The organism is Arthrobacter sp. 2MCAF15 (genome assembly GCF_052115605.1).
GTDB lineage: Bacteria > Actinomycetota > Actinomycetes > Actinomycetales > Micrococcaceae > Arthrobacter.
The window spans coordinates 15969-38961 of the sequence record NZ_JBFRGZ010000026.1 but is presented as its reverse complement, the minus strand read 5'-3'; the positions used below and the strand labels follow the sequence as shown (position 1 = coordinate 38961).

General features: G+C 67.6%; 17 protein-coding genes. 8 read left to right on the top strand and 9 right to left on the bottom strand.

What is annotated here, in order from left to right:
• Nucleotides 1–14 precede the first annotated feature (14 nt).
• From AB4089_RS21020 to AB4089_RS21010, 3 genes are all read left to right on the top strand, one after another.
• Entirely contained in the window at nucleotides 15–941 is a 927-nt protein-coding gene (locus tag AB4089_RS21020; RefSeq protein ID WP_441411213.1) for an AEC family transporter, read from the top strand.
• 55 nt (nucleotides 942–996) lie between these two features.
• Complete coding sequence (locus AB4089_RS21015) at nucleotides 997–2127, top strand: FAD-dependent oxidoreductase (protein WP_441411212.1); 1131 nt, start codon at nucleotides 997–999, stop codon at nucleotides 2125–2127.
• A gap of 123 nt (nucleotides 2128–2250) precedes the next feature.
• Complete coding sequence (locus AB4089_RS21010; RefSeq protein ID WP_441411211.1) at nucleotides 2251–3348, top strand: GmrSD restriction endonuclease domain-containing protein; 1098 nt, start codon at nucleotides 2251–2253, stop codon at nucleotides 3346–3348.
• 49 nt (nucleotides 3349–3397) lie between these two features.
• Here the strand turns inward: AB4089_RS21010 and AB4089_RS21005 are convergent, their stop codons facing one another.
• From AB4089_RS21005 to AB4089_RS20965, 9 genes are all read right to left on the bottom strand, one after another.
• Nucleotides 3398–6025: a trehalase-like domain-containing protein gene (locus AB4089_RS21005; RefSeq protein WP_441411210.1), complete on the bottom strand. Its 2628-nt coding sequence runs from the start codon at nucleotides 6023–6025 to the stop codon at nucleotides 3398–3400.
• Nucleotides 6026–6207: 182 nt separating this feature from the next.
• Nucleotides 6208–7272 (bottom strand): hypothetical protein, encoded by a 1065-nt coding sequence (locus AB4089_RS21000; RefSeq protein WP_441411209.1) that lies wholly within the window; start codon nucleotides 7270–7272, stop codon nucleotides 6208–6210.
• Nucleotides 7273–7339: 67 nt separating this feature from the next.
• Nucleotides 7340–9448, bottom strand: coding sequence for a hypothetical protein (locus tag AB4089_RS20995; RefSeq protein WP_441411208.1), 2109 nt, complete (start codon nucleotides 9446–9448; stop codon nucleotides 7340–7342).
• Nucleotides 9449–9498: 50 nt separating this feature from the next.
• Entirely contained in the window at nucleotides 9499–10593 is a 1095-nt protein-coding gene (locus tag AB4089_RS20990) for a glycoside hydrolase family 130 protein (protein WP_441411207.1), read from the bottom strand.
• Between the two features lie 3 nt (nucleotides 10594–10596).
• Complete coding sequence (locus AB4089_RS20985) at nucleotides 10597–11571, bottom strand: carbohydrate ABC transporter permease (protein WP_441411206.1); 975 nt, start codon at nucleotides 11569–11571, stop codon at nucleotides 10597–10599.
• A gap of 1 nt (nucleotide 11572) precedes the next feature.
• Nucleotides 11573–12523 (bottom strand): carbohydrate ABC transporter permease, encoded by a 951-nt coding sequence (locus tag AB4089_RS20980; protein WP_441411224.1) that lies wholly within the window; start codon nucleotides 12521–12523, stop codon nucleotides 11573–11575.
• Between the two features lie 29 nt (nucleotides 12524–12552).
• A complete protein-coding gene (locus tag AB4089_RS20975) occupies nucleotides 12553–13854 on the bottom strand; it encodes an ABC transporter substrate-binding protein (RefSeq protein ID WP_441411205.1) in 1302 nt (433 codons plus the stop codon).
• A gap of 109 nt (nucleotides 13855–13963) precedes the next feature.
• On the bottom strand, nucleotides 13964–14980 hold the full coding sequence (locus AB4089_RS20970; protein ID WP_441411204.1) for a LacI family DNA-binding transcriptional regulator: 1017 nt from the start codon (nucleotides 14978–14980) through the stop codon (nucleotides 13964–13966).
• Nucleotides 14981–15134: 154 nt separating this feature from the next.
• Nucleotides 15135–16460 (bottom strand): hypothetical protein, encoded by a 1326-nt coding sequence (locus AB4089_RS20965; protein WP_441411203.1) that lies wholly within the window; start codon nucleotides 16458–16460, stop codon nucleotides 15135–15137.
• Between the two features lie 225 nt (nucleotides 16461–16685).
• On the opposite strand from AB4089_RS20965, the gene AB4089_RS20960 reads away from it, so the two are divergent.
• The 5 genes from AB4089_RS20960 to AB4089_RS20940 all read left to right on the top strand — a co-directional run bounded on the left by AB4089_RS20960 (nucleotide 16686) and on the right by AB4089_RS20940 (nucleotide 22943).
• Nucleotides 16686–18002 carry an ABC transporter substrate-binding protein gene (locus AB4089_RS20960; RefSeq protein ID WP_441411202.1) on the top strand — a complete coding sequence of 439 codons (1317 nt, stop codon included), beginning with the start codon at nucleotides 16686–16688 and terminating at the stop codon, nucleotides 18000–18002.
• Nucleotides 18003–18064: 62 nt separating this feature from the next.
• A complete protein-coding gene (locus AB4089_RS20955; protein ID WP_441411201.1) occupies nucleotides 18065–19015 on the top strand; it encodes a carbohydrate ABC transporter permease in 951 nt (316 codons plus the stop codon).
• Entirely contained in the window at nucleotides 19012–19971 is a 960-nt protein-coding gene (locus AB4089_RS20950; RefSeq protein ID WP_441411200.1) for a carbohydrate ABC transporter permease, read from the top strand. Before AB4089_RS20955 ends, AB4089_RS20950 begins: the two co-directional genes overlap by 4 nt.
• A 2-nt stretch (nucleotides 19972–19973) precedes the next feature.
• A complete protein-coding gene (locus AB4089_RS20945) occupies nucleotides 19974–22103 on the top strand; it encodes a beta-galactosidase (protein ID WP_441411199.1) in 2130 nt (709 codons plus the stop codon).
• Nucleotides 22104–22112: 9 nt separating this feature from the next.
• Entirely contained in the window at nucleotides 22113–22943 is an 831-nt protein-coding gene (locus AB4089_RS20940; protein WP_441411198.1) for a DeoR/GlpR family DNA-binding transcription regulator, read from the top strand.
• Nucleotides 22944–22993: the final 50 nt, after the last annotated feature.

Below are 22993 nucleotides of genomic sequence, written 5' to 3'. Positions count from 1 at the left end.
CCGCGGAGAACCGCATGCTAGGGGTCCTGGCAGGCTTTTTCGTCGTCTGGGCCATCATCCTGGTCGGCATGTTCGTGGGCCGGCGCAACATCCTGGGCGAGAACGCCCGCTCCGTCCTCAGCGCCCTGACGTTTTTCGTCGCCAGCCCGGCCCTGCTGTTCGAGACACTGAGCAAGGCCAATCTGCACAACGTCTTTGCCGCGCCGCTGCTCGTGACGGCGGTCGGGGCCGTGACGACGGCGGTCCTGTTCTTCGGCATCGTGCGTTTCGCGCTCAAGCGGCCCGTACCGGAGGCCCTCATCTCCTCCATGAGCGCGTCCCTGGCCAACTCGGCCAACCTCGGCATTCCCATCGCCGTCTTCGTGCTCGGCGACGCCAGCTACGTGGCGCCCCTGCTGATCTTCCAGCTGGCCTTCTTCACCCCCATGTTCCTCATGGCCCTGGACGCCACCACCAGTTCGCACCGCACCACGCCCCTGAGGTTCGTGCTGATGATCCTGCGGAACCCGATGATCGTCGGCACCGGGCTGGGCCTCCTGGTGGCCGGCACCGGCTGGCAGGTGCCGCCCCTGATCATGGAGCCCATCCACCTGATCGGCGGGGCCGCCATCCCGGCCATGCTGATCGCCTTCGGCATGAGCCTCAACGGATCCAAGCCGCTGCAGGCCTCCACCGGCCGCCGGCTCGACACCCTGCTGGCCAGCGGCTTCAAACTGATCGTCCACCCGCTGGTGGCGTACCTGTTTGCCCGCTTTGTCCTCGGCATGCAGGAGCAGGCGCTGTTCGCCGCCGTCGTCACGGCAGCCCTGCCCACCGCCCAAAACGTGTTTGTCGCGGCCAGCCGTTACCGCACAGGCGTCACAGTCGCCAAGGACACCGTGCTGATCACTACCGTGGTAGCAGTGCCGGCCATGATTGGCGTGGCCCTGCTGCTGGCCTGACCCCGGCTGGTCTTGCCCGGCTGGGCGGGCCGGCACCCATCCCCGAGGAGGACCCTTGAAAACAACCCTGGACACAGTGGTCATTGGCGGCGGCGCGATGGGCTCCGCCGCCGCATGGGCGCTGGCGCGGCGTGGGCGTGACGTGACCCTGCTGGAGCAGTTCGGGCCCGGCCACCGCAATGGCGCCTCCCACGGCACCACCCGGAACTTCAACCCCGGCTACGCCGATCCGGACTACGTCGCCCTGCTGGCCGAGGCGGCGCGGCTGTGGAACGAGCTCGAAACGGACAGCGGCGAGCGCCTGCTGGCGCGCACCGGCGTCGTGAATCACGGCGCGGATCCGCGGCTGCCCGAGGTCCGGGACGCCCTGCTTGCCGCGGGACTCCGGGCGGAGTTCCTCTCCCCCGAGGAAGCTTCCGAGCGCTGGCGCGGCATCCGGTTCGAGTCGCGCGTGCTGCACATGGCCGACGGCGGCCAGCTGAACCCGGACGCCGCGCTGCCGGCGATGCAGCGCCTCGCCGCGGGCCTTGGCGCCGAGATCCGCCATCACGCGAAGGTCCTCGAGCTGAAAATCCTCGACGACGGCGTCCGGCTCACGCTCGAGTCCGGCGGCCGGACCGAGACGCTCTCCGCGCGGCAGGCCGTGGTCACCGCCGGCGGCTGGACCACGAAGCTGCTCGCCGGCGCGGCCCCCCTGCCCCGGCTGACCGTCACCCAGGAGCAGCCAGCACACTTCGCCATCACGGACGACGCCGCCCAGTGGCCCGGGTTCAACCACACGCCCGGCGCCGGGGAGGAGTACGCGTACTGGCGGTCGCCTGTGTACGGCATGCAAACGCCCGGCGAGGGGATCAAGGCCGGATGGCACGGAGTAGGTCCGGTGGTGGACCCGGACCGGCGGACCTTCGTCCCGGAGCCGGAGCAGCGGGCGGCCCTGCAGCGCTACGCCCGGGACTGGCTGCCCGGGGTCGACGCCGATTCCCTCACCGACATCAGTTGCACCTACACCACCACCGTGGATGAGAACTTCGTCCTGGACAGGATCGGCCCGGTTGTCATCGGCGCCGGCTTCTCTGGCCACGGATTCAAGTTCACGCCTGCAGTTGGCCGTATCCTCGCCGACCTTGCCACCGGCGACGGCGGGGCACCGGCCATCTTCTCTGCCTCTCGGCCCGGGATTCGCTGACACGCTCTCGGTCCGATCCACAGCCGGTAGGCTGGGACCGGTCTCAAGCCGCCCCGAACGCCAGGGGCAACAGCACGAAGCGGGGAAGAATTGCACAGCGTCACTTCAGGCAGCGCCCACTCAGTGAGCGCCCAAACAGGCAGCGTCACACCAGGCACCCTCTCTGGCGACAACCCGGGGAAGGGCGCCCGCGGCCGGAGGATGGGCGCGGTCGACTGGATCGCTGCCGGCCTGGCGGGGTTGCTGCTGATTTCCGGCACGGCCTGCGCCAGTCCCGGGACGGCCCCGGCCGCCGCTCCGGCCGCCGTCGCCAGCTCCCCCGCCTCCCCGTCAGCCGGCCCGGACAGCACCCCGCTGGATCCCGAGACCACCCCCGGTGTCGAGGGTCCCGGCGTCGACGCCCCGCATCAGCAGCCAGCCTTTGCGAGCAAGGCCCTCGCGGTGCTGGCGACCCTGCCCGTCAAGGGCCGTGCGCCGAAGACCGGCTATTCGCGCGACCAGTTCGGCCCGGCCTGGTCCGACGTCGACCACAACGGCTGCGATACCCGCAACGACGTGCTCCGCCGCGACCTCACGGCCCTCGCGCTCAAGCCCGGAACGCGGGACTGCGTGGTGCTCTCCGGCTTCCTGGCCGACCCATACACCGCCGCCGCCATCAACTTCCGGCGCGGCAACGCCACCAGCACCGCGGTCCAGATCGACCACGTCGTGGCGCTCAGCGACGCCTGGCAGAAGGGCGCGCAGCAGCTCACCCCGGCCCAGCGGCTGTCCTTCGCCAACGATCCCCTGAACCTGCTGGCGGTGGACGGCCCGGCCAACCAAAGCAAGAGCGACGGCGACGCCGCCACCTGGCTGCCGCCGAACAAGTCCTACCGCTGCGACTATGTCGCCCGCCAGATTTCGGTGAAATCCAGCTACGGGCTCTGGGTGACCCAGGCCGAGCACGATGCCATGGCACGGGTCCTGTCGGACTGCCCGAACGCCGTGGCTCCCACGAACCAGCCGGCAGCCTCGCCGGCGCAGGCCGTGCCGGCCCCGGCGCCGGCCCCTGCGCAGGTTCAGATGGCTCCGGCGCCCGCCCCCGCGCAGGCACCGGCTGCCACGGTGTCCTACGCGAACTGCGCCGCGGTCCGCGCCGCAGGCGCGGCCCCCATCCGCGCCGGCCAGCCCGGCTACAGCTCCAAGCTGGACCGCGACGGGGACGGCGTCGGCTGCGAATAGCTCCGCCTGCCGTGGAACGCTGACTTGCGTGAAGCACTGACTGCGGCGCTCAGTTCCTCTGGTGCTCGTGCAGGAGCCGGGCGCAGCGGATGAAGCCCAGGTGCGAATACGCCTGGGGATGGTTGCCCAGATGCGTTTCCGTGCCGGGATCGTACTCCTCCGGCAGCAACCCCGTGGGGCCGAACAGGTTGACCAGCTGGTCGAAGAGGTCCCAGGCCTCCTCGATCCGGCCGACGGCGATATAGGCCTCGATCAGCCACGTGGTGCAGATGTGGAAGCCGCCTTCCAGCCCCGGCAGACCGTCGTCGTACCGGTAGCGGAAAACGGTGGGCCCCACCCGCAGTTCCCGTTCCACCGCCGTGACGGTGGCCAGGAAGCGGGGATCGTTGACGTCCAGCAGGCCGGAGAGTCCGATGTGCAGCACGGCTGCGTCCAGGTCCGGGCTGTCGTACGCCACGGTGTAGGAGTACGCCGTCTCGTCCCAGCCTTCGTGCAGGACTTCCTCCCGGATCCTTGCCGCAGTGGGCTCCCAGGCCGGCACTGGTTCCCGGCCATGCCGGGCGGCCGTGCGCAGCGCCCGGTCCAGCGCCACCCAGCACATCACCTTGGTGTAGATATGGTGCCGCGGCGCCCGCCGGGCCTCCCAGATGCCGTGGTCGGCCTCATGCCAGCGGGCCAGCACGGCCGCCGCCATCTGGACCATCAGTTCCCAGTGGGCGTCGGAGAGCGCACCCTGGCGGGCGCTGAGGGCGTCGATCAGCTCGGCGATCGGGCCAAACACGTCCAGCTGCACCTGGTGGTCGGCGGCATTGCCGATCCGGACCGGCCGCGATCCCGCGTAGCCGGGCAGGCTCTCGATGATCGCTTCGGTGGACAGCGGCGCCCCGGTCACCGAGTACAGCGGATGCAGCCATTCCGGGCCCGGGGCGTGGGCCAGGATCCGGCCCAGCCAGGCCAGGAAGCCCTCGGCCTCGACGGTGGAGCCAAGGTCCACCAGGGCGTTGACGGTCATGGACCCGTCCCGCAGCCAGCAGTACCGGTAGTCCCAGTTCCGGGTTCCGCCGATTCCCTCCGGCAGCGAGGTGGTGGGGGCGGCCAGCACGGCGCCGGTGGGTTCGTGGACCAGGGCCCGCAGCACCAGCGCGGACCGGCGCACCAGCGACGGTTTGACGCCGGGCATCTGCAGCTCATGGACCCAGCGGCGGGAATGGTGCGCGACGGCGGCGCGGCGCCCCGTCTCGTCGTCGGGCACCGCGGGCTGCGGTTCCGTGTCGCCGCAGCGCAGGTTGAGGACCACGGGCCCGCCCCGCAGGTCGACCTCGCCCGTGGCGGTGGCGTGCCGGCCGTCGGAGGTGATGGTGAACTCCACTCCGGGCGCCCGGAGAATGATCGGGTCCGCGGTGCCCACGACGTGCAGTTCCGTGCCGCGCGCTTCCATGCTGAACGGGGCATTCGCGTAGTCCGGCCGCGGCGCGAAGACGACCCTCGCCACGCCGGTGCCGGAGAGCACCCGGACCAGGCTCGTGATGCCATCCGGGGCCGGCTCCAGGTAGTCCGTCACGGTGACGTCGGCCCAGCGGGTTTCCACGATCATGGTGCTGTCCACGTAGCGCTGGCCCAGGACCTGTGAGGTCTTCACCGGCTCCACGGAGAAGTGCCCTGCCGCATCGCCGCCGAGGAGATGGGCGAACAGCGACCCCGAGTCCGGCAGTGGGTGGCTCATCCAGCAGATCTTCGCGTCCGGAGTGATCAGGGCGGTGGACGAGCCGTTGCCGATCATGGAGTGCCGTTCCAGCCCGACGGCGTCCTCACCGAAAAGCCACGCCCGCCGCAGTTCGAACAGGATCGCCAGGACGCGGGCGAACGACTCCGGGTCCCGGAGCCTGTGGTTCGCCACGGTGGGACCCTCCCCCACCCGCAGCGCCATGTCCGGCCCGCGCAGTGTCGCCATGGCCAGCTCGTCGCTGGACGCGTCGCCGGCGTAGAGGGCGGCACTGACGCCCAGCATGGAGCGCAGGTGCTCCATGGCCGAGGCCTTGGACGGCTCGACGACCGAAAGGTCCAGCACCGAACCGTCCACGATGAAGTTCAGGCCGTTGTCCTGGGCAATCCGTGCTGCCTTGCGGGCCGCCAGCTCAACCGTGTCCGGCGCCGCGGAGCGCGTGTGGACGGAAACCGCGACGGGCTTGCGTTCGATGCTGATGCCCCGGTAGGCGCCGATCGTTTCGGCAAGCGCCTGGTGGGTCTGCTGGAGCACGGACTCGGTGGCCAGCGAGAGGCTGTGGGCATAGCCCATGTCGAACTCGGTGCCGTGCGAGCCCACCAGGTGCACTTCGGCGGGTAGGCGTGAGACGGCCGCGAGGTCGCGCAGGGACCGGCCGGAGATGATGGCGGCGTGCGTATTGGGCAGCGCGGCGAGCGCGCGGAGGGCGATCGCCGCGCTGGCCAGCGGCAGGGTCTCGGTCGAGATGCCTTCCGCCGTGCACAGGGTTCCCCCATAGTTGCACGCCACCAGCAGCCCGGGCGTGCGGGCCAGGATCTTGAGGTCAGCCAGCAGCTGCGGCGTCAGCCCGTCATCAGCGGCGTCAGTCTGCACAAAGGCCCGGAGCAGGCCCAGCGGCAGGGATTTGGTCAAAAGGGCAGAGTCAGCCAAGGACTGGTTGAGCGGAGTGGGCATGCGCGGAGTCCTTCAAGTAGTCCCCAATGCCAGCATGAGAATCGTCCCCGGGAGGGCGTAGTTCCAGTATCCTCCGCCACCGATTTCGCGGCGGTGTCCCGGCCGTTGCAACTATGTAACTTCTGCCCGCCGCCAAGGGCACCCCGCCGCCAGGGGCACCCCGGCGGCGGGAGTCCGGTGGGCTAGCCCTGCTCGGCGCGGTAGAAGTACATCTCGCGGGATCCCTTGGGAGCATCCCAGCCCTGGGCAAACACCCAGCTTCCGCCGAATTTGAGCAGCCCTCCCCATGCCAGCGACCCGCCCTTGTGGACCGCTTTCTGGGTGAAGGGCTGGCTGATGTCATACAGTGCCTGCGCCGCGGAGAACTGGCCGTCGGCGTCGCCGTAGAAGAAGTCCAGGACCAGCTCGGTCCGCTCGCCTTCATTGACGATTGCGCAGGCCACCTCGTGGAGTGAGCCGCCCAGCGGTTCAAGGTCCAGGTAGTCCTGCGGCTCAAACGTCCAGTTGACCATGTCGGAGGACCGGCCGACGTGGGTGGTCCCGCCGCAGCCCTCGGACAGGTACATCAGGTAGTCCCCGCCAATCTTGACGGCCTCGCCGCGGGCGTTTCGCGGGATGACGGCCCCTTTGGCCCAGTATCGGGAAATCTCGTGGGGGACCGCCAGCCCGAGCTTTTCCCAATGGATCAGGTCATCGGACACGGCGACATTGATGTCGCAACCAACCTCGCCCAGGGGATAGGCATCGGAATTCCCGGCGGCCGGCTGATCGGCACGGTCGATCGTCCAGATGCCGTTGTAGAACATGTAATACCGGCCGTTGGCCTGGTACACCTTGGGATCTTCGCAGCCAAGGATCTCGTTGTCCAGGGTGGGGTAGATCACCGGATTGGACGCGCTGTCCTGCCAGCCGGTTTCGGGATCGAGGACGGCGACGCCGATGCGGCTGGAGACTGATTCCTTGCGCGGGGATGCGCGGTAGAACAGGTAGAGCTTGCCGTCCCGCTCCATGATGGACGGGTTGAAGATTGAATCCGCCGTCCAGCCGATCCCCGTGGGGTCCTCCCAGTCCTGGACCTGCCGGAAGGAAAGGGAATCATCCTTGCGGAACGGGCCCACCGCCCATTCCGGGCGTTCCGGGTACTCGGCGGAGAACTGCTCGGTGGAGATGGTGTCGGTCAGCGGATTGCTGAACGCGAGCGCTCCCTCGTAACTCTCGAGCAGTGCCTGGGTGGTGATTTTCTGCATCTGGGTTCTTCCTGTTCTTGATGTTGCGTGCCATGCCGCCGGGACCGGTCGCCGGCGGGGTGAGGGATTAGTTGCGGACGAACGTCACCCAGGTGAATCCGCCCGGGGCCACCGCGACACGGCCGGACCGATCGGCCGCGTTCTGCTGCGGACCGGGAGTGACGGGCCGGCCGGAGGCATCAAACGCCTCCTGGTTCAGGCGGAAGCCTGCGGGCAGGTTCACCTGCCGTTCGGTGCGGTTGGGGGCTGCACTGACATACAGCGTGGACGCGCCGGCGTCGCCGGAAACGGAGACCGTGGAGAGCTGCGGCTGGACCAGCAGGGCGTCGAGGGCAACGTCACCGTCCGTCGTGCCGACGACGGCGGCCGCCCCGGCGGGCAGCGCGCGTCTCAGCGCGAACGGGAAGAGGATGCCCGGGGCATCGGTGATGCCCTGGGCGCCGGCGCCTCCGTTGCGGGTGCTGCCGAGCGGGCCCTTGTCCGTGGTCCAGCTGGTAGTGCCGGAGGAGGCTGTCCCCTGGTTGACGATCGGGTAGATATTGCGGGGTTCCTCGGCTGCGGGAAGCGGCAGGCTCAGGGATCCCCCTGCCTTCAGGGCGACGTAGGCGCCGCCGGAGATGTTGGCTTCCCCGGTCCAGGCCGAGGCGGGCTTCACCACGGTGCCGTTGCCGGCGATGGTGCCGGATTCGGCCTCGATGACGCTCAGTCCGTGGGTCGAGACAGTGCGGTTGATGCCCAGGGCCTTGGTTTTCAGCCCGGGGTTGGCGTCCAGCGCCAGCATGGTCAGCAGCGCGTGGATGGTGGATTCGGCGCCGGAGTTCGGGTTCACCCGGCCGTCCGGTTCGATCCCGTCGATCGCGGCGCCGGTGGCTCGGTTGTAGGCGGGGGCGCCGCTGGGGTTGGCGCCGAAGAACCAGCCTGCCGCAATGGCGGCGACGTCCAGCAGGCCGGGGGCGTTGGCGGCTCTCGCCGTCGCCACGAGGCTCTGGACGCGGGAGTCCACGCCGTAGGCGATCTGGGCCTCCCCGGGGGTGGGGCTCCAGGCGTTGTCCGGACCGCCCGCGGCGAGGAGCTGCGGGGTGAACTGGGCGGAATCCTTCACCGCGGCGTCGAGCAGCCGGGGCTGCTGCAGCACGGTTGAGGCGGTCGCGACGGCGGCCGGGGCCATTCCGCCCCAGGCGTGCCAGAGGGTCCGGGACTTGTTCCACGGCAGGATGGCGCCGAACGGCCATTCAGTGCCCGAACCCGAGGACATCGCGGCGACGCCCTCGCTCAGGTGGGCCAGCGCCGTCGTGGCAACGCGGTCACCGGGGGCGGCCTTGACGTAGGAGGCGAGCCCGAGGACGGCTTCCCCGGAGGCGTCGGCGCCGCCGGAAATCAGCCAGGCCGGGACCTTGGCGCCRTCGGCCGTGTCGTATGTGCCGTATTTGCCGAGGGACTGTTTGTTGAGCGAGCCAAGGGCCAGTTGCAGGCGCTCCTGCAGGAAAGATGCGAACGCCGGATCGGCGCTGGCGAAGGCGGCGTAGCCTTCGCCGAGTGCCCAGACGGTGCGTGCCAGCCAGTAGGACTCGGCAGAATCGGACGGGTCCGGCAGTTCCACCGGCTTGGCGCTCGGGGTGAGGGTACCGTCGGGCTGCTGCCAGAGGACCACGTTGCCGGCGTTCGGCCCGGACGTGGTCTGCAGGTAGGTCAGGGCGCGCAGCGTCTGGAAGGCGCGTTCCTTGCTGGCGGGGTCGCCGGTCTGCTGCCAGTGGCGCAGGTAGACGACGGCGGTCCGGGCGATGTCGTCGGCGTTGAAGGCGCCCTGGCTCCAGTGCCCGGTGGCGGGATCGAGGTCGCCGCCGCCGATCCGGGTGTAACTGCCGTCGGCCTTCTTGTCCGCGTAGGTCCACGGGGCCTGGGCGGAGGGATTACGGTCCAGCTGATAGGTGGTGTGGCCCTCCACCGGGGAGAGCGGCACGGTGTCCATCAGGAAGTTCAGGTGGCCGAGGTTGGTCAGGGGTGCCGCGGCGGGAGCGGGAGCGGCCGGAACGGCCGACTGGCCAGTACCGGCCGGTGCGGGTGCCGCGCTGGCTGCACCCGCACCGAGCGGGACCAGGAGCAGGACCATCGATGCGGACACGGCGGTGGCCGTGAATCGACTTGTCAGTTTTGAGCGGACATCGTTGTTCGTCATCGGTGGCTCCTGGTGGCTGGCTGGCTGGTCGTCGGGCGGGGACGGCGGTGCTAGTTGGCGGCGGGAATCCGGTCCAGCTTGGCGACGCCGATCTTCGAATCAGCCATGCCGTAGAACACAAACAGCTGCTCGCCGATCTTCTCGATCGCGGTCGGGAACACGACGTTGGGCACGATTCCGGACATCTCGTCCTCGGTTTCGGGTGCCAGGAGCGGCTTGTCGCTGCGGGCGATCACCTTGGAGGGGTCCTCGCCGTCCAGGATCATGGCGGCCGCGGTGTAGTTGACGTTCTGCTGGTGGTCGAACGCCGACTTCGCCAGCTCACCGGAGACGCCGTGGTGGATCAGCAGCCAGCCTTCGTCCACCCGGATCGGGGCGGGGCCGCCGCCGATCTTCAGTTCCTCGAACGGGAACTCGCTCAAAGCCACGAGCCGGTGCTTGGCCATGTGGACGAGGTTGCTGATGTCCTTTTCGACGTCCGCGACCGGCACGTAGGAGATCCAGATTCCGGGGCGGTTGTCCGTGACGCCGGCCGGCAGGTGCTCGCCCTCGCCCTCGCGGATCCAGCCGAGGTCCCACATCGGGCGGTGCAGCATCGCGTAGGAGGGCACGCCGTCGGGGTCGTTGACCGGCTCCGGGAAGAACACGGCGTCCTTGTTCGGGAAGAGGTTCAGGTCCATGGACAGGTCGGCCTGGTAGCCGAAGAGGCACGGGCCCAGGCGTTCCCAGTTGCGCAGGTCCTCGGAGTAGGAGAAGGCCAGGCGCGGACCCAGCGGGCCGTACGCGACGTAGGTCATCAGGTGCTTGCCGAGGCTGGGCACCCAGGTGGTGCGGGGGTCCTCGGTGCCGGCGTTGTTCAGGCCCCGTTCCCAGCCCTCGTCGGGGGCCAGGACGATGCCCTGGCGTTCGACGCCGGTGGGGACGCCGTCTTCGATGACTACCTTGGCCAGTCCCACGCGGGAGACGTTGCCCTTGGCGACCAGGCGCGGTAGCAGGTAGAGCTCGCCGTCAAGGCCGCGGCCGCTGGCCGGGTTGAGCACACCCTCGGCCTCGTATTCGTTGCCCGGTTCCGGGGTCATGATGACGCCAGCGCGGGTGAGGGTGAAGGGGACGGTGGGAAGTGCTGAAGTCTGGGGGGAGGTCATAGATTAACCCTTTACGCTGGAGCCGATATTGGTGGAAATGAACTGACGCTGGAAGAAGATGAAGAGCGCGACGGCGGGTGCGGCGAGGACGCAGGCGCCCGCCAGGATGGCGCCGAACGGGTTCGACGCCGTCGCGGAGATGTTGGAGATGTAGTTCGCCAGGGAGACGGCGAGCGGCTGGATGGACTGGTCCTTGGTGACCAGGAAGGGCCACAGGAACTCGTTCCACGGACCGATGAAGGTCAGCAGGATCGCCGTGACAATCGCGGGCTTCACCAGCGGGATCGCTATCTGCCAGAGGATCCGCAGTTCGGAGGCGCCGTCGATCCTGGCCGCCTCGAAGAGGGTGGAGGGCAGCTGCATGAAGTACTGGCGGAAGACGAACACGGCCGTGGAGTTGATCGCGAAGGGCAGGATCATGCCCAGGTACGTGTCGGCCAGCCCGTAGTCCCGCACAATCATCACGTAGAGCGGGATGAGCAGCAGCTGGAACGGGATCATCTGCACCAGCAGCATCATGCCGAACACCAGCCCCTTGCCGCGCAAGTGCATTTGCGCCAGGGCGTATCCCACCAGCAGCCCGAAGATGACGGTGAAGAAGATGACACCGCCGGTGAAGATGCCCGAATTGATCAGGCCCTGGAGCAGGTTGATGGAGTTGTTGATGTTCGCGTAGTTCTCGCCGGTGAGGTTCGCCGGGTTGGGGAACGCCCCGGCCACCGAGGTGTCCGGTGAGGTCTGCAGCGAGCCGATGAACATGTAGTAGAACGGGAAGAGGAAGACGAACGCTCCCAGGGCGAGCAGTGCGAAACTGCCGAGGCCGAGGCTCCGGCGCTTCTCCACGCGCGAGGCGCCTGCCGGCTGCTTGCCGAGGCGGCTGAAGGCGCCGGGCCGGCGGGGGCCACTGTCGTCGTCGTTGTTGCTGTTGCTGCCGCTGTTCTCATCGTTGGGCGCAGCTGCCTTGTTGAGGATCGACATGTCAGTCCTCCTTTCCGCCCACGAGGCGTTTCTGGATCAGGGCGATCAGCAGCACGCCGATCACCAGCACCACACCCAGCGCGGCGGCCAGATCGGGATTCCCCTGCAGGATGCCCATCTGGTACATCAGGAACACCGGTGAGGTGGAGGCGCCGTCCGGTCCGYCGCCGCCGGTGAGCAGGTACGGTTCCGTGAACAGGTTGGCGCCGGTGATGGTGGCCAGCAGGGTCACCAGCACGCTGGCCGAGCGGACGCCGGGGACGGTGATGTTCCAGAACTGCACCCATTTGTTGCCGCCGTCCACCGAGGCGGACTCGTAGAGCTCCTCCGGGATGTTCTGCAGCGCGGCCAGGTACAGCAGGATGAAGAACCCGAGCTGCTTCCAGGTCACGAAGAGCGCCACGGTGGGCATCGCAAGCCAGGAGTTCACGAGCCACGAAGGGTTCGGGGCCAGCGGCCCCAGCAGCGAGTTGACCAGGCCGTTCTGCTGGAACAGGAACAGCCAGACGCCGACGACGGCGACGCTCGCCGTGACGTACGGGACGTAGTAGCTGACACGGAAGAAGGTCTTGAGCTTCGTCACCCGGTTCAGGGCGTTGGCCAGGACCAGGGACAGGCCCACGGTCAGCGGGACGTTGATGATCAGGAAGATGCCGATGTTGGCGAAAGAGCGCTGCACCGCGGGGTCCGTCAAGACGGTGATGTAGTTCTCCAGGCCCACGAACGGGCGGTCGACCTTGACCTTTGGCGCGGTGAAGAAGTAGTCGTGGAAGGAAATGTAGACGGCGTAGCAGAGCGGAAACGCCAGCACGCCCAGGACGTAGATGATGTACGGGGCGCTGAACAGCAGCCCCAGGGGCTGGCGGCCCAGGAAGTTCTTGCGCTTCCTGGCCGCCGGCCTCCGGCCCCCTGCTTGCGGGGTGCTGTCCCCCGCGGGGGGGGACCCCTTCAGCTGAGCGAAGTGACATGGTGGTTCACCCGCTACTTCTGGGCTGCCAGTTGGTTGATCTTCTCGGCAGAGCCCTTGAACGCGGCGTCGATGCTTTCGTTGCCGAAGATCACGGACTTGGCGTAGGCGGTGCGGAAGGTCTGCCAGACCTCAACCGAGTTGGACACGTTGGGCACCTCGACGGTGTGGCTGGCCTGCTCCGCGAACTGCTTGTAGAGGGGATTCTTGGCGAAGTAGTCCGAGTACGTGGCCGGGAGGTCCTTGCGCATCGGCATCTGGCCGGTGTCGGCGAGGAGCTTGCCGTCCTGTTCCTTGCTGGTGGCGAACTTCATGACTTCCCAGGCGGTGCCCTGGTTCTGGCAGGCGGAGTACATCGCAACGTTCTTCGCGTCCGAGAACGTGGAGCCTTCGCTCTGGGCCTGAGCGGCGGGCACGGGCACGGCGCCCCAGTTGACCTTGTCCTTGTAGGCGGCGATGGCCCACGGACCGGCCAGCGACATGGCGGCCTTGCCCTCGGCGAAGGAGTCACCCTGGTAGACCTCCTTGGAGGCCAGGTTTTCCTTGTACAGGGTTTCGAACATGTTCGCTACCTGCTTGCCCTGCTCGCTGTCGAAGGTGGCCTTGCCGTCCTTGATCAGCGGCGCTCCCCCGGAGTTGGCGGCGTAGAACGGGTAGAAGTCGAACCAGGACTGGAAGAAGTCACTGGCCGGGGACGGCCAGATTGCGTTGGCCGCGGCGCCGGACTTCACCAGGGTGCGGGCGGTGTCCAGGAATTCGGCCTGCGTGCCGAGCTTGGGGTGCTCGGCGTCCAGGCCCGCCTTGGTGAAGAGGTCCTTGTTGTAGAACAGGACCACGGGGTTGGACTTCCAGGGCAACTGGTACATTTTGCCGTCGCCGGACTTGTACTGGTCCGCGAGGTCGCCGGTGCGGTCCTTGATGTACTGGTCGCCGTCCGGGAAGGAATCCAGCGCGACGAGTCCGCCCTGCTTCTGGAATTGGGGAACGGCGACGGGAGCGGTGTTGAAGACCAGGCAGGGGGCGTTGCCGGCGGTGATGGCGGCGCCGATGACTTCCTCGGAGCTCTTGCCGGCCGGGATCTGCTGGGCATCGATCTTCTGGTCCGGGTGGGCGGAGTTCCACGACTCCACCATGGCCTTGCCCCACTTGACCTCGAATTCGTTGTTCGAGTACCAGATCTTGATGGGGCCCTTGGCCGTGGTGGCCGAGTCGGCGGTGCCGCCGCTGGCGCCGCCGCCGCAGCCGGCCAGGCCCGCTCCCATGATGGTCAGTGCGGCCACGGACAAAACTCGCGTGGCAATTGAAAAGCGCTTCATTGCGTCTCCTTGGGAGGGGTTTGCTGACGGATACGTGCAAGGTTGGGTGGTCGTGCGGGAAGAGAAATGACGGTCTGGGGTGGGCTTTCGGTTCGGTCGACGGACCAGGTCAGGCCGGGGCCGGTCCCGTCGAAGCCCTGACCAGCAGACGGGGCGCCGGGAGGACGGTGTCCTCGCCCGGGTGGGCCCCTGCCAGCTGGCTGAGGAGGACCTGGGCCGCAACCCGCCCCCACAGCATGGGGTCGGTGGCCAGGGTGGTGAGCGGCGGGTTCAGGTACTGGGTGAATTCCGCGTTGTCATAGCCGGTGACGGATAGGTCGCCGGGGATGCTGAGCCCCAGGGACTGCGCGTACGACTGCCCGGCAGTGGCCATGAGATCGTTGGCGTAGACGATGGCGGTGGGCCGGTCCGCCCGGCGGAGCAGTTCGGCCGTGGCGGCCGCTCCCCCCGCGGCGGTGAAGTCGGCTGCGGCGAAGAGGTCGGAGGGAAGACCGGCGGCGGCCAGCGCCCCTTCCCAGGCTTCGCGGCGGCTCCGTCCGTGGATGTACTCCTGCCCTCCGCCCACGTGGGCGATCCGGCGGTGCCCGAGGGCCACGAGGTGCTTCACGGCCGCGACGATGCCGGCCGATTCGTCCACGGACACGGCCGGGAACGGGGAGTCGGCGTCGGGCCGGTTCAGCGTGACTGCGGGCAACTTCAGCTCGAGCAGCAGCGGGATGCGGGAGTCGTTGCGGCGGACATCGGTGAGAATTACGCCGTCGACCCTGCCGTTGTCCACCAGCTTGCGGTAGCAGCGTTCCTCGGCGCCGGGCGCCGTGGCGACGCTCAGCACCAGGGTGTAGTCGTGCTCGGCGAGCGCGGTCTCGATCCCGGCGATGACGGCCGGGAAGAACGGGTCCGTACCCAGCAGGGAAGGGTCCCGGGCCACCACGAGGCCCAGTGCGTAAGCCTTGGCCGAGGACAGCCCCTTCGCCCGGAGGTTCGGTTTCCAGCCGAGGTCCTTGGCGACCTTGAGGATGCGCTCCCGGGTGTCCGGGCTGACCCCGGGCTGACCGTTGAGGGCATAGGACACGGCACCCTTGCTGACGCCGGCCGCCTGGGCGACGTCGCTGATGGTGACTGCCATTGGCCGTTCCTTTCGGATGTGGTCCTGAGGCAGCTTCCTGCACTGAACCGGTTAAGTGATTTCTACTACTAAACCGGTTCAGTTGTTGTTTGTCAAGGATGGGCCCGCGGCCGCACCCGCCTCACGCCACCGGAGCCCCCCCGGCGCAGGCGATTCAGCAGCCGGGCGGCCTGTACTCGTAGGTGCCCGCATCGGCCGCGCCGCCGCCCTGGCAGTCGCCCTTCTGGTTGGCCGGCCGGCCGTCCAGATCCGCGGGGAAGGGGCTGTTCCCGGCACGGTCGATGGCCGGACTCGTGCTGGAAAGGTGGAGATCGGCGGGGGCATTCACAAACTCGGCCGGATCAGTGGTGGAGGTGGCGCTGGGCACGATGTTAGTGGGGCCGTTGAGGACATTCTGCCCCTCGGTCCAGCCGGTGCCGTCCATCCACAGGGCATTGCGGACCGCGACGAGGATGTTCCCCCGAATGACGGTCGAGGACGGGCATGAGGCGTGGCAGACGACGGCCTGGGTGTCCGGTCCGTCCAGCCAGACGGTGTTGTATTCAAAGGTGGTGCCGTTGGTCGGGCCGAAAGACGACGTCCTGCCGCGCGCGATCAGGCCCATGGCCTGGGAACAGTTGGGGCCGCAGGTGGACCGGACCAGGTTGTAGCTGTAGGTGTTGCCGTCCGCGGTTCCGCCGGGTCCGCGCCCCAGCTCGGAGAAGACGTTGTTGTCCACCGCCACGTTGTGGTGGATCCTGTTCCGGTTGCCGTTGAAGATCTCGAACGCGCTGCCGTCGTGGCCGAAGTCGTAGGACAAGGCGGTGGAGCCGGTGATGGTGTTGCCGGAGAACTCGTTGTCACTGCCGTTGATCAGGAAGCCGAAGGCGCCCGAATCATCGTTGCACTGCACGGCGGTCGCGGTGCCGCACCCCGCCCCCGGGGTGTTGACGTTCATAATGTTGTTATCCGCCAGGGTGTTGTTGGCATAGGTGCCGAAGTCGGAACCCTCGCTCACCTTGATCCCCGCGGCATTGTTCTTCGCTGCGGAGTTCCGCACGGATCCGTGGTCGCCGTAGATACTGAACCCCGCATAGCCGCACGAATCGGCCCGCAGGCCATCCACGGTGATGTAGTCGCCGTCGAGCCTGACGCAGGTGCCCGCCAGCCCTCCGGTGACGGCGGGCGGATCGCCGCTTCCGTAGGCATTCAGGGTGATCCTGAGCCGGCCCGCGCCGCTGTTGCCGACCACCAGGCCCCCGGAGAAGACGTCGCCGCGGCGGAAGCTGACCGAGTCCCCGGGCCGCAGTATGGTCGCGTTGACCTTGTCGATGGTTTCCCAGGCGGTCTGGGGCGATGTCCCGTCGTTGGCGTCGCTGCCGTCCGCGCTCACGTAATAGGTGGCCCCCTCGGCCGACGCCGGCGCGGAGGCGCCGCCGAGCAGTCCCCCCAGGAACAGCAGGATGAGCAGCGTGGCGGCGGCTGTGGCCTTGATCTTCATGGGTGCACCTGGGTTTTCGCCATGTATCCGCGGATCCGGGCACCACCGCCGGCCGGCGGACCACGTCGGCACCCTGAGGGGCTTAACGCTAAGAGCGGGTCAGCACTAAGTCAACGGACAAGCGGCAATGTTCTTTTTTGCTACTTGACGTTCTTTATTGTGCGATTATGATTGCTAATTATGTGAGCTGCTTCACGCCATCCGCGTTATTTCAAAGGAGAAATTATGACCATGCATGAAGACGCACTGCTTCGGGCCTCCAGCCAAGGCGGGTGGGACCGGAGGACGCTGCTGAAGACATTCGGCGCCGGAGCAGTCGCGATGGCCGGCATTCCGCTGCTCACAGCCTGCACGGGCGGCAGCGCCCCTGCCAGCAGCGGATCCAACACGGCCACCTTCGGCTCAGGATCCTCGGACGAGGTCCCCAAGGCCGCCTACAAGGCGGTGACCGATGCTTTCCAGAAGAAGTCCGGCGTCGCCGTCACCACCAACGTGGTGGCGCACAACGACTTCCAGAACAAGATCAACACCTACCTCCAGGGCAGCCCGGACGATTCGTTCACGTGGTTCGCCGGCTACCGCATGCAGTACTACGCCGGCAAGGGGCTGCTGGCCCCGATCGACGATGTCTGGGAAAAGGTCGGCGGAAATTACTCGGACGCCCTGAAGAAGGCGTCCACGGGCGCCGACGGCAAGATGTACCTGATCCCGAACTACAACTACCCCTGGGGCTTCTTCTACCGGAAGAGCCTCTGGGCGGAAAAGGGCTACACCGTCCCGACGACGTTCGATGAGCTGAAGGCCCTCGCCACCAAGATGAAGGCCGACGGCCTGATCCCGATTGAGTTCGCGGACAAGGACGGCTGGCCCGCCATGGGCACCTTCGACTACCTGAACATGCGCCTGAACGGCTACCAGTTCCACATGGACCTGACCGCCCACCGGGAAAGCTGGGACCAGAAGAAGGTCAGCGATGTCTTTGACACCTGGAAAGCCCTGCTTCCCTACCAGAACCCGAACGCCCTCGGCATGACGTGGCAGGACTCGGCGAAGTCCCTCGCGGACAAGAAGTCCGGCATGTACCTGCTCGGATCCTTCCTCACCCAGCAGTACACGGACAAGGCAATCGCCGACGACATCGATTTCTTCCCGTTCCCCGAGGTCGCGGTGGAAGGCCAGGACGCCATCGAGGCACCGATCGACGGCCTCCTGCTCTCCAAGAAGGGCGGCCAGAACCAGGCCGCCCGGGACTTCCTGGCCTACGTCGGCACTCCCGAGGGGCAGGACGTGTACGCCTCCGTTGACTCGTCCAACATCGCCACCGCCAAGGGCGCGGATACCTCCAAGTTCACTCCCCTGAACAAGAAACTGGCCGAGGCCATCAGCGGCGCCAAGAACATCAGCCAGTTCTTCGACCGCGATGCCCTGCCAGCCATGGCCAACAACGTGATGATCCCGGCCCTGCAGTCCTTCATCAAGGACGGCAACGTGGATGTGAAGAACCTGGAAGCCCAGGCCAAGTCCCTGTACGCCGCGCAGTAGCGCCGTATCCGCCCGCATTTCAACCGTATTTCACCCTGCATGTCCCAAGGCAAGGAATCTCCATGAGTGTCTCTACCAGTCCGTCCGCGCGGGGGCGCAAAGCAGTCGCCGCCCCCGCGCGGCGGGTTCGGCGGCTGTCCCGCCGCGACAAAGTGGTGCTCGGCTTGATGGTGGGCGTCCCCACGCTGATCCAGCTCGTGTTGGTCTGGATCCCCACGCTCATGTCGGTCGGGCTGTCCTTCACCCGCTGGAACGGGCTGGAGCTGACCGACATCAAACCCGCCGGCGTCGAGAACTACCAGTTCGTCGCCCAGGACTACCCGCCGTTTTGGCCGGCCGTGCAGCACAACGTGCTGTGGCTGGCATTCCTGGCACTTGTGGCCACCCCGCTGGGGCTGCTGCTGGCCGTGCTCCTGGACCAGAACATCCGCGGCACCAGGATCTACCAGAGCATCTTCTTCGCCCCGGTGATGCTGTCCCTGGCCCTGATCGGGATCATCTGGCAGCTGTTCTACAACCGTGACAGCGGCCTGTTGAACTTCGTCCTCGGCACGGCCGGGACACCGCAGGCCGTCGACTGGTTCGGGGACTCCAGCGTCAATATCTGGGCTGCCCTCTTCGCCGCCACCTGGCGGCACGCCGGCTACGTCATGATCCTGTACTTGGCCGGGCTCAAGGGAGTGGACCCGACCCTGCGCGAGGCGGCCCAGATTGACGGTGCCAACGCGGTGCAGACCTTCTTCCGGGTGATCTTCCCGGCCATGCGCCCGGTCAACGTCATCATCATCGTCATCACCGTCATCGAATCCCTCCGGGCCTTCGACATCGTCTACGTGATCAACCGCGGCACCAACGGCCTGGAACTCATCAGCGCCCTGGTCATCCAGAACCTGGTGGGCGAGGGCCAGGTGATCGGCATCGGCTCCGCGCTGGCCGTCATCCTGCTGGTCATCTCGCTGATCCCCATCACGTTCTACCTCTCCCGCGCGTTCGGAAAGGACAAAGAGGCATGAGCATCGCCCATCCCACCGACGCCGCCGCAGGCACCCCGCCGGACGCCCGGCAGCGCAGCTCGGGCGCGGGCAGGACCGGCCCCGGCCGTCCGGCCAAGAACAAGCAGGGCAAGCGGCACTACGGCACCCACATCTTCCTCACCGTCATGGCGGCGATCTGGCTGGTCCCCCTGGGCTGGGCCATTTTCACCGCCCTGCGGCCCAAGGCGGACACGGACAAGTACGGCTACTTCAGCACCGGCGGGGCCTTCAACTTCGACAACTTCACCCAGGCCTGGACGCAGGGCGGGTTTGCCAAGCTGTTCTGGAACTCCGTGCTGATCACCGTCCCGTCCGTGTTCCTGATCCTGTTCTTCGCCTCCATGATGGCGTTCGCCGTGAGTAGGGTGAGCTGGAAGTTCAACATCACCCTGCTGATCATGTTCACGGCCGGAAACCTGCTGCCCCCTCAGGTGCTCGCGGCGCCGCTGTTTGAAATGTTCAAGCACTTCGAGCTGCCGTACGCCTTCAGCGACTCCGGGAACCTGCTCAACACCTATATCAGCGTCATCGCCGTGGACACGGCCTTCCAGATCGGCTTCGTGACCTTCGTGCTCTCGAACTACATGAAGGCCCTGTCCCCCGAACTGACGGAGGCGGCCCTGGTGGACGGTGCCGGAGTCTGGCGCCAGTACTGGGACATCATCCTGCCGCTGTGCCGCCCGGCGCTGGCCGCCATGGGCACGCTCGAGGTGATCTTCATTTACAACGACTTCTTCTGGCCCCTGCTGTTCATCCAGAGCGGTGACCGTCTTCCGGTGACCACCGCCATCAACAACCTCCAGGGCCAGTTCCTCTCCAACTACAACCTGATCGCCGCCGGCGCCATGATCACGGCTGTTCCGGCCCTGATCATCTACCTGCTCCTGCAGCGCCATTTCGTGGCGGGCCTGACCCTCGGCTCCAGCAAAGGATAAACGTGGACAACAGCTCCAACCCCAACAACGCCATGGACTACATCACCGCCCGCCTCGGTGCCGACGGCGCCCCGATGCTGGCCTTCGGCGGAGACTACAACCCGGAACAATGGCCCGAGGAGACCTGGGAGGAGGACGTCGCGCTGATGCGCGAGGCCGGCGTCAACCTGGTCAGCGTGGGCATCTTCAGCTGGTCGCTGCTGGAGCCGTCCGAGGGCGTGTACGAGTTCGGCTGGCTGGACCGGGTCCTGGACCTGCTGCACGCGAACGGCATACGGGTGGACCTGGCGAACGCCACGGCATCGCCGCCGCCCTGGTTCAGCCACAAGTACCCCGAGTCCCTGCCGGTGACGGCCGACGGCGTGCGGCACAGCTACGGTTCGCGGCAGGCCTTCGCGGCCTCGAGCGCAGAATACCGCCGGGCCGCCGCGGCGCTGACCGAGCAGATCGCGGTCCGGTACAAAGACCATCCCGCCGTCGTGATGTGGCACGTCCACAACGAGTACGGCTGCCACAACCAGCCGGACTTCTCCGACGGCGCCGCCGCCGGCTTCCGGCGCTGGCTCGAACGCCGGTACGGCAGCCTCGAGGCGCTCAACGCCGCCTGGGGCACGGCCTTCTGGTCCCAGCGCTACTCGGCCTGGGAGCAGATCCTGCCGCCGCGCACCTCCGGGACCTGGGTCAACCCGACCCAGCAGCTGGACTTTGCCCGCTACTCCTCCGACGAGCTGCTCGAATGCTACAAGGCCGAGGCCGCGATCATCCGCTCGCACTCGAGTCACCCCGTGACCACCAACTTCATGGGGTTCAACATGGGCCTGCACCAGCCCGTGGACTACTGGCGCTGGTCCGAGGAGATGGACGTGGTCTCCAACGACCACTACCTCATCGCCGAGGACTCCCGGAACTTCCAGGAACTGGCGGCGACCGCGGACCTCACCCGCGGCTGGGCCAAGGGCAAGCCGTGGCTGCTCATGGAGCATTCCACCTCCGCCGTGAACTGGCAGCCCCGCAACGTCGCCAAAGCGCCCGGCGAGATGCTGCGCAATTCCCTGCAGCATGTTGCCCGCGGTGCCGACGGCGCGCTCTTCTTCCAGTGGAGGGCCTCCCGCGCGGGCGCCGAGAAATTCCACTCCGGGCTGCTCCCGCATGCCGGCACGGACACCAAGGTGTGGCGCGAAGTGGTCCAGCTGGGGCAAGCGCTGCGCAGCCTGGCGGAAGTCAGCGGCTCGGTGGTCACGGGCGCGTCCGGCCGGGTGGACGTCGCCATCCTCCACGACACCGATGCCCGCTGGGCCTCGGAGCTGGACTCGCACCCGAGCGTGGACGCCTCCAACATCGCCGAAACCCGGCGCTGGCATGATGCCTTCTACCGCGCCGGGATCCCCACCGACTTCCGCCAGAGCACCGAGGACCTCTCCGGCTACCGGCTCGTCGTCGCCCCGATGCAGTACCTCATCAGCGATGCCGGTGCCGCGAATCTGGACGCGTATGTGCGCTCCGGCGGCCACCTCGTGGTGACCTACTTCTCCGGTATCGTGGACGAAAATGACCACATCAGGCTTGGCAGCTACCCCGGCGCGTTCAGCGGACTGCTCGGCGTCCGGATGGAAGAGTTCTTTCCGTTGCGCGGCGGCGAAAGCGTCCGGCTCAGCGGCTTCGGGGCGGGCACGTGCTGGAACGAGCTGGGACGGGCTACCACCGCCGAGGTCCTTGCGGCCGTGGACGAGGGGCCGGCCGCCGGTTCTCCCGCCGTGACCCGCAACCGCGCCGGCACCGGCCGCGCCTACTACGTCGCCACGACGCTCGCGCCGGAGGGCATGGGCGAACTGCTGACCCTTATTTGCGCCGACGCCGCGGTGCAGCCGCTCGTGCCGGAAATGCCGGACAATGTCGAAGTCGCCCGGCGCAGCAAGGACGGGACCGACTGGACGTTCTGCATCAACCACGGGGCGCACGAGGTCCGGCTGCCGCTGGACGGCGTCGACCTGCTCACAGGCGCCGAGCTCGACGGCGGGCTCGGCCTCCCGGCCGGAGGTGTCGCCGTCGTCCGTTCACGGGCCGCCCAACTGGTCACCACGTCCGCCGGCAGATCAAACCAGTCAAGCCTTCCAAACCACTCAAGCCAGTAAGGACTCCACATGCTAGCCGCAGCCCGTCATTCAGCCATCCTCGCAGAGGTCCAGCGTGAGCGGATCGTCCGCGTCGCGGACCTCGCCAAGATGCTCGGTGTCTCGCTGATGACCGTGCGGCGGGACATCGAGTCCCTCGACGCGGCGGGCTCCGTGGAGAAGATCCATGGTGGGGCAAAGCTGCCTGGCGGGGCCGGAACCCACGAGCCAGGCTTCGAGCTGAAGGTGACCCAGCTCAAGGACGAGAAAATGGCGATTGCGCAGGAGGCGGCCGCCCAGGTGCGCGAGGGCATGGCGGTGGGACTCAGCGCCGGCACCACCACGTGGGCGCTGGCGCAGCTGCTGTCCGCCGGGCCGCGGATCACGGTGGTCACCAACTCGGTCCGGATCGCGGATGTCTTCCATCAGAGCTCGTCCGCGTCCACGGTGATCCTCACTGGCGGCGAGCGTACCCCCTCCGATGCCCTCGTGGGGCCGCTGGCCACGTCCTCGCTCAAGCAGCTGCACCTGGACGTGCTGTTCCTCGGCGTCCACGGTGTTGACGCCGACGCCGGGTTCACCACTCCAAACGTGCTCGAAGCCGAAACGGACCGGGCTTTCGTCACCGCGGCCCGCCGCGTTGTGGTGCTGGCCGACCACACGAAGTGGGGGACCCTGGGCATCAGCACCATCGCCAGCCTGGAGGACGCTGACGAACTCATCAGCGATGACCTCCTCGGCAGCGAGGCCCGGCGCATCCTCGGCGAGCGCGTCGGAAGGCTCCGTCTGGCCCGCACCAGCGACGACCCGCACGGCGCTCTTGATCGAGCCGCAGCCACCCCCGCAGCAGCCGCAGGCTGACCCCGCACGGCCCCCGCCCGCCCTCAACTACTACGCCTGGAGCTGCCGTG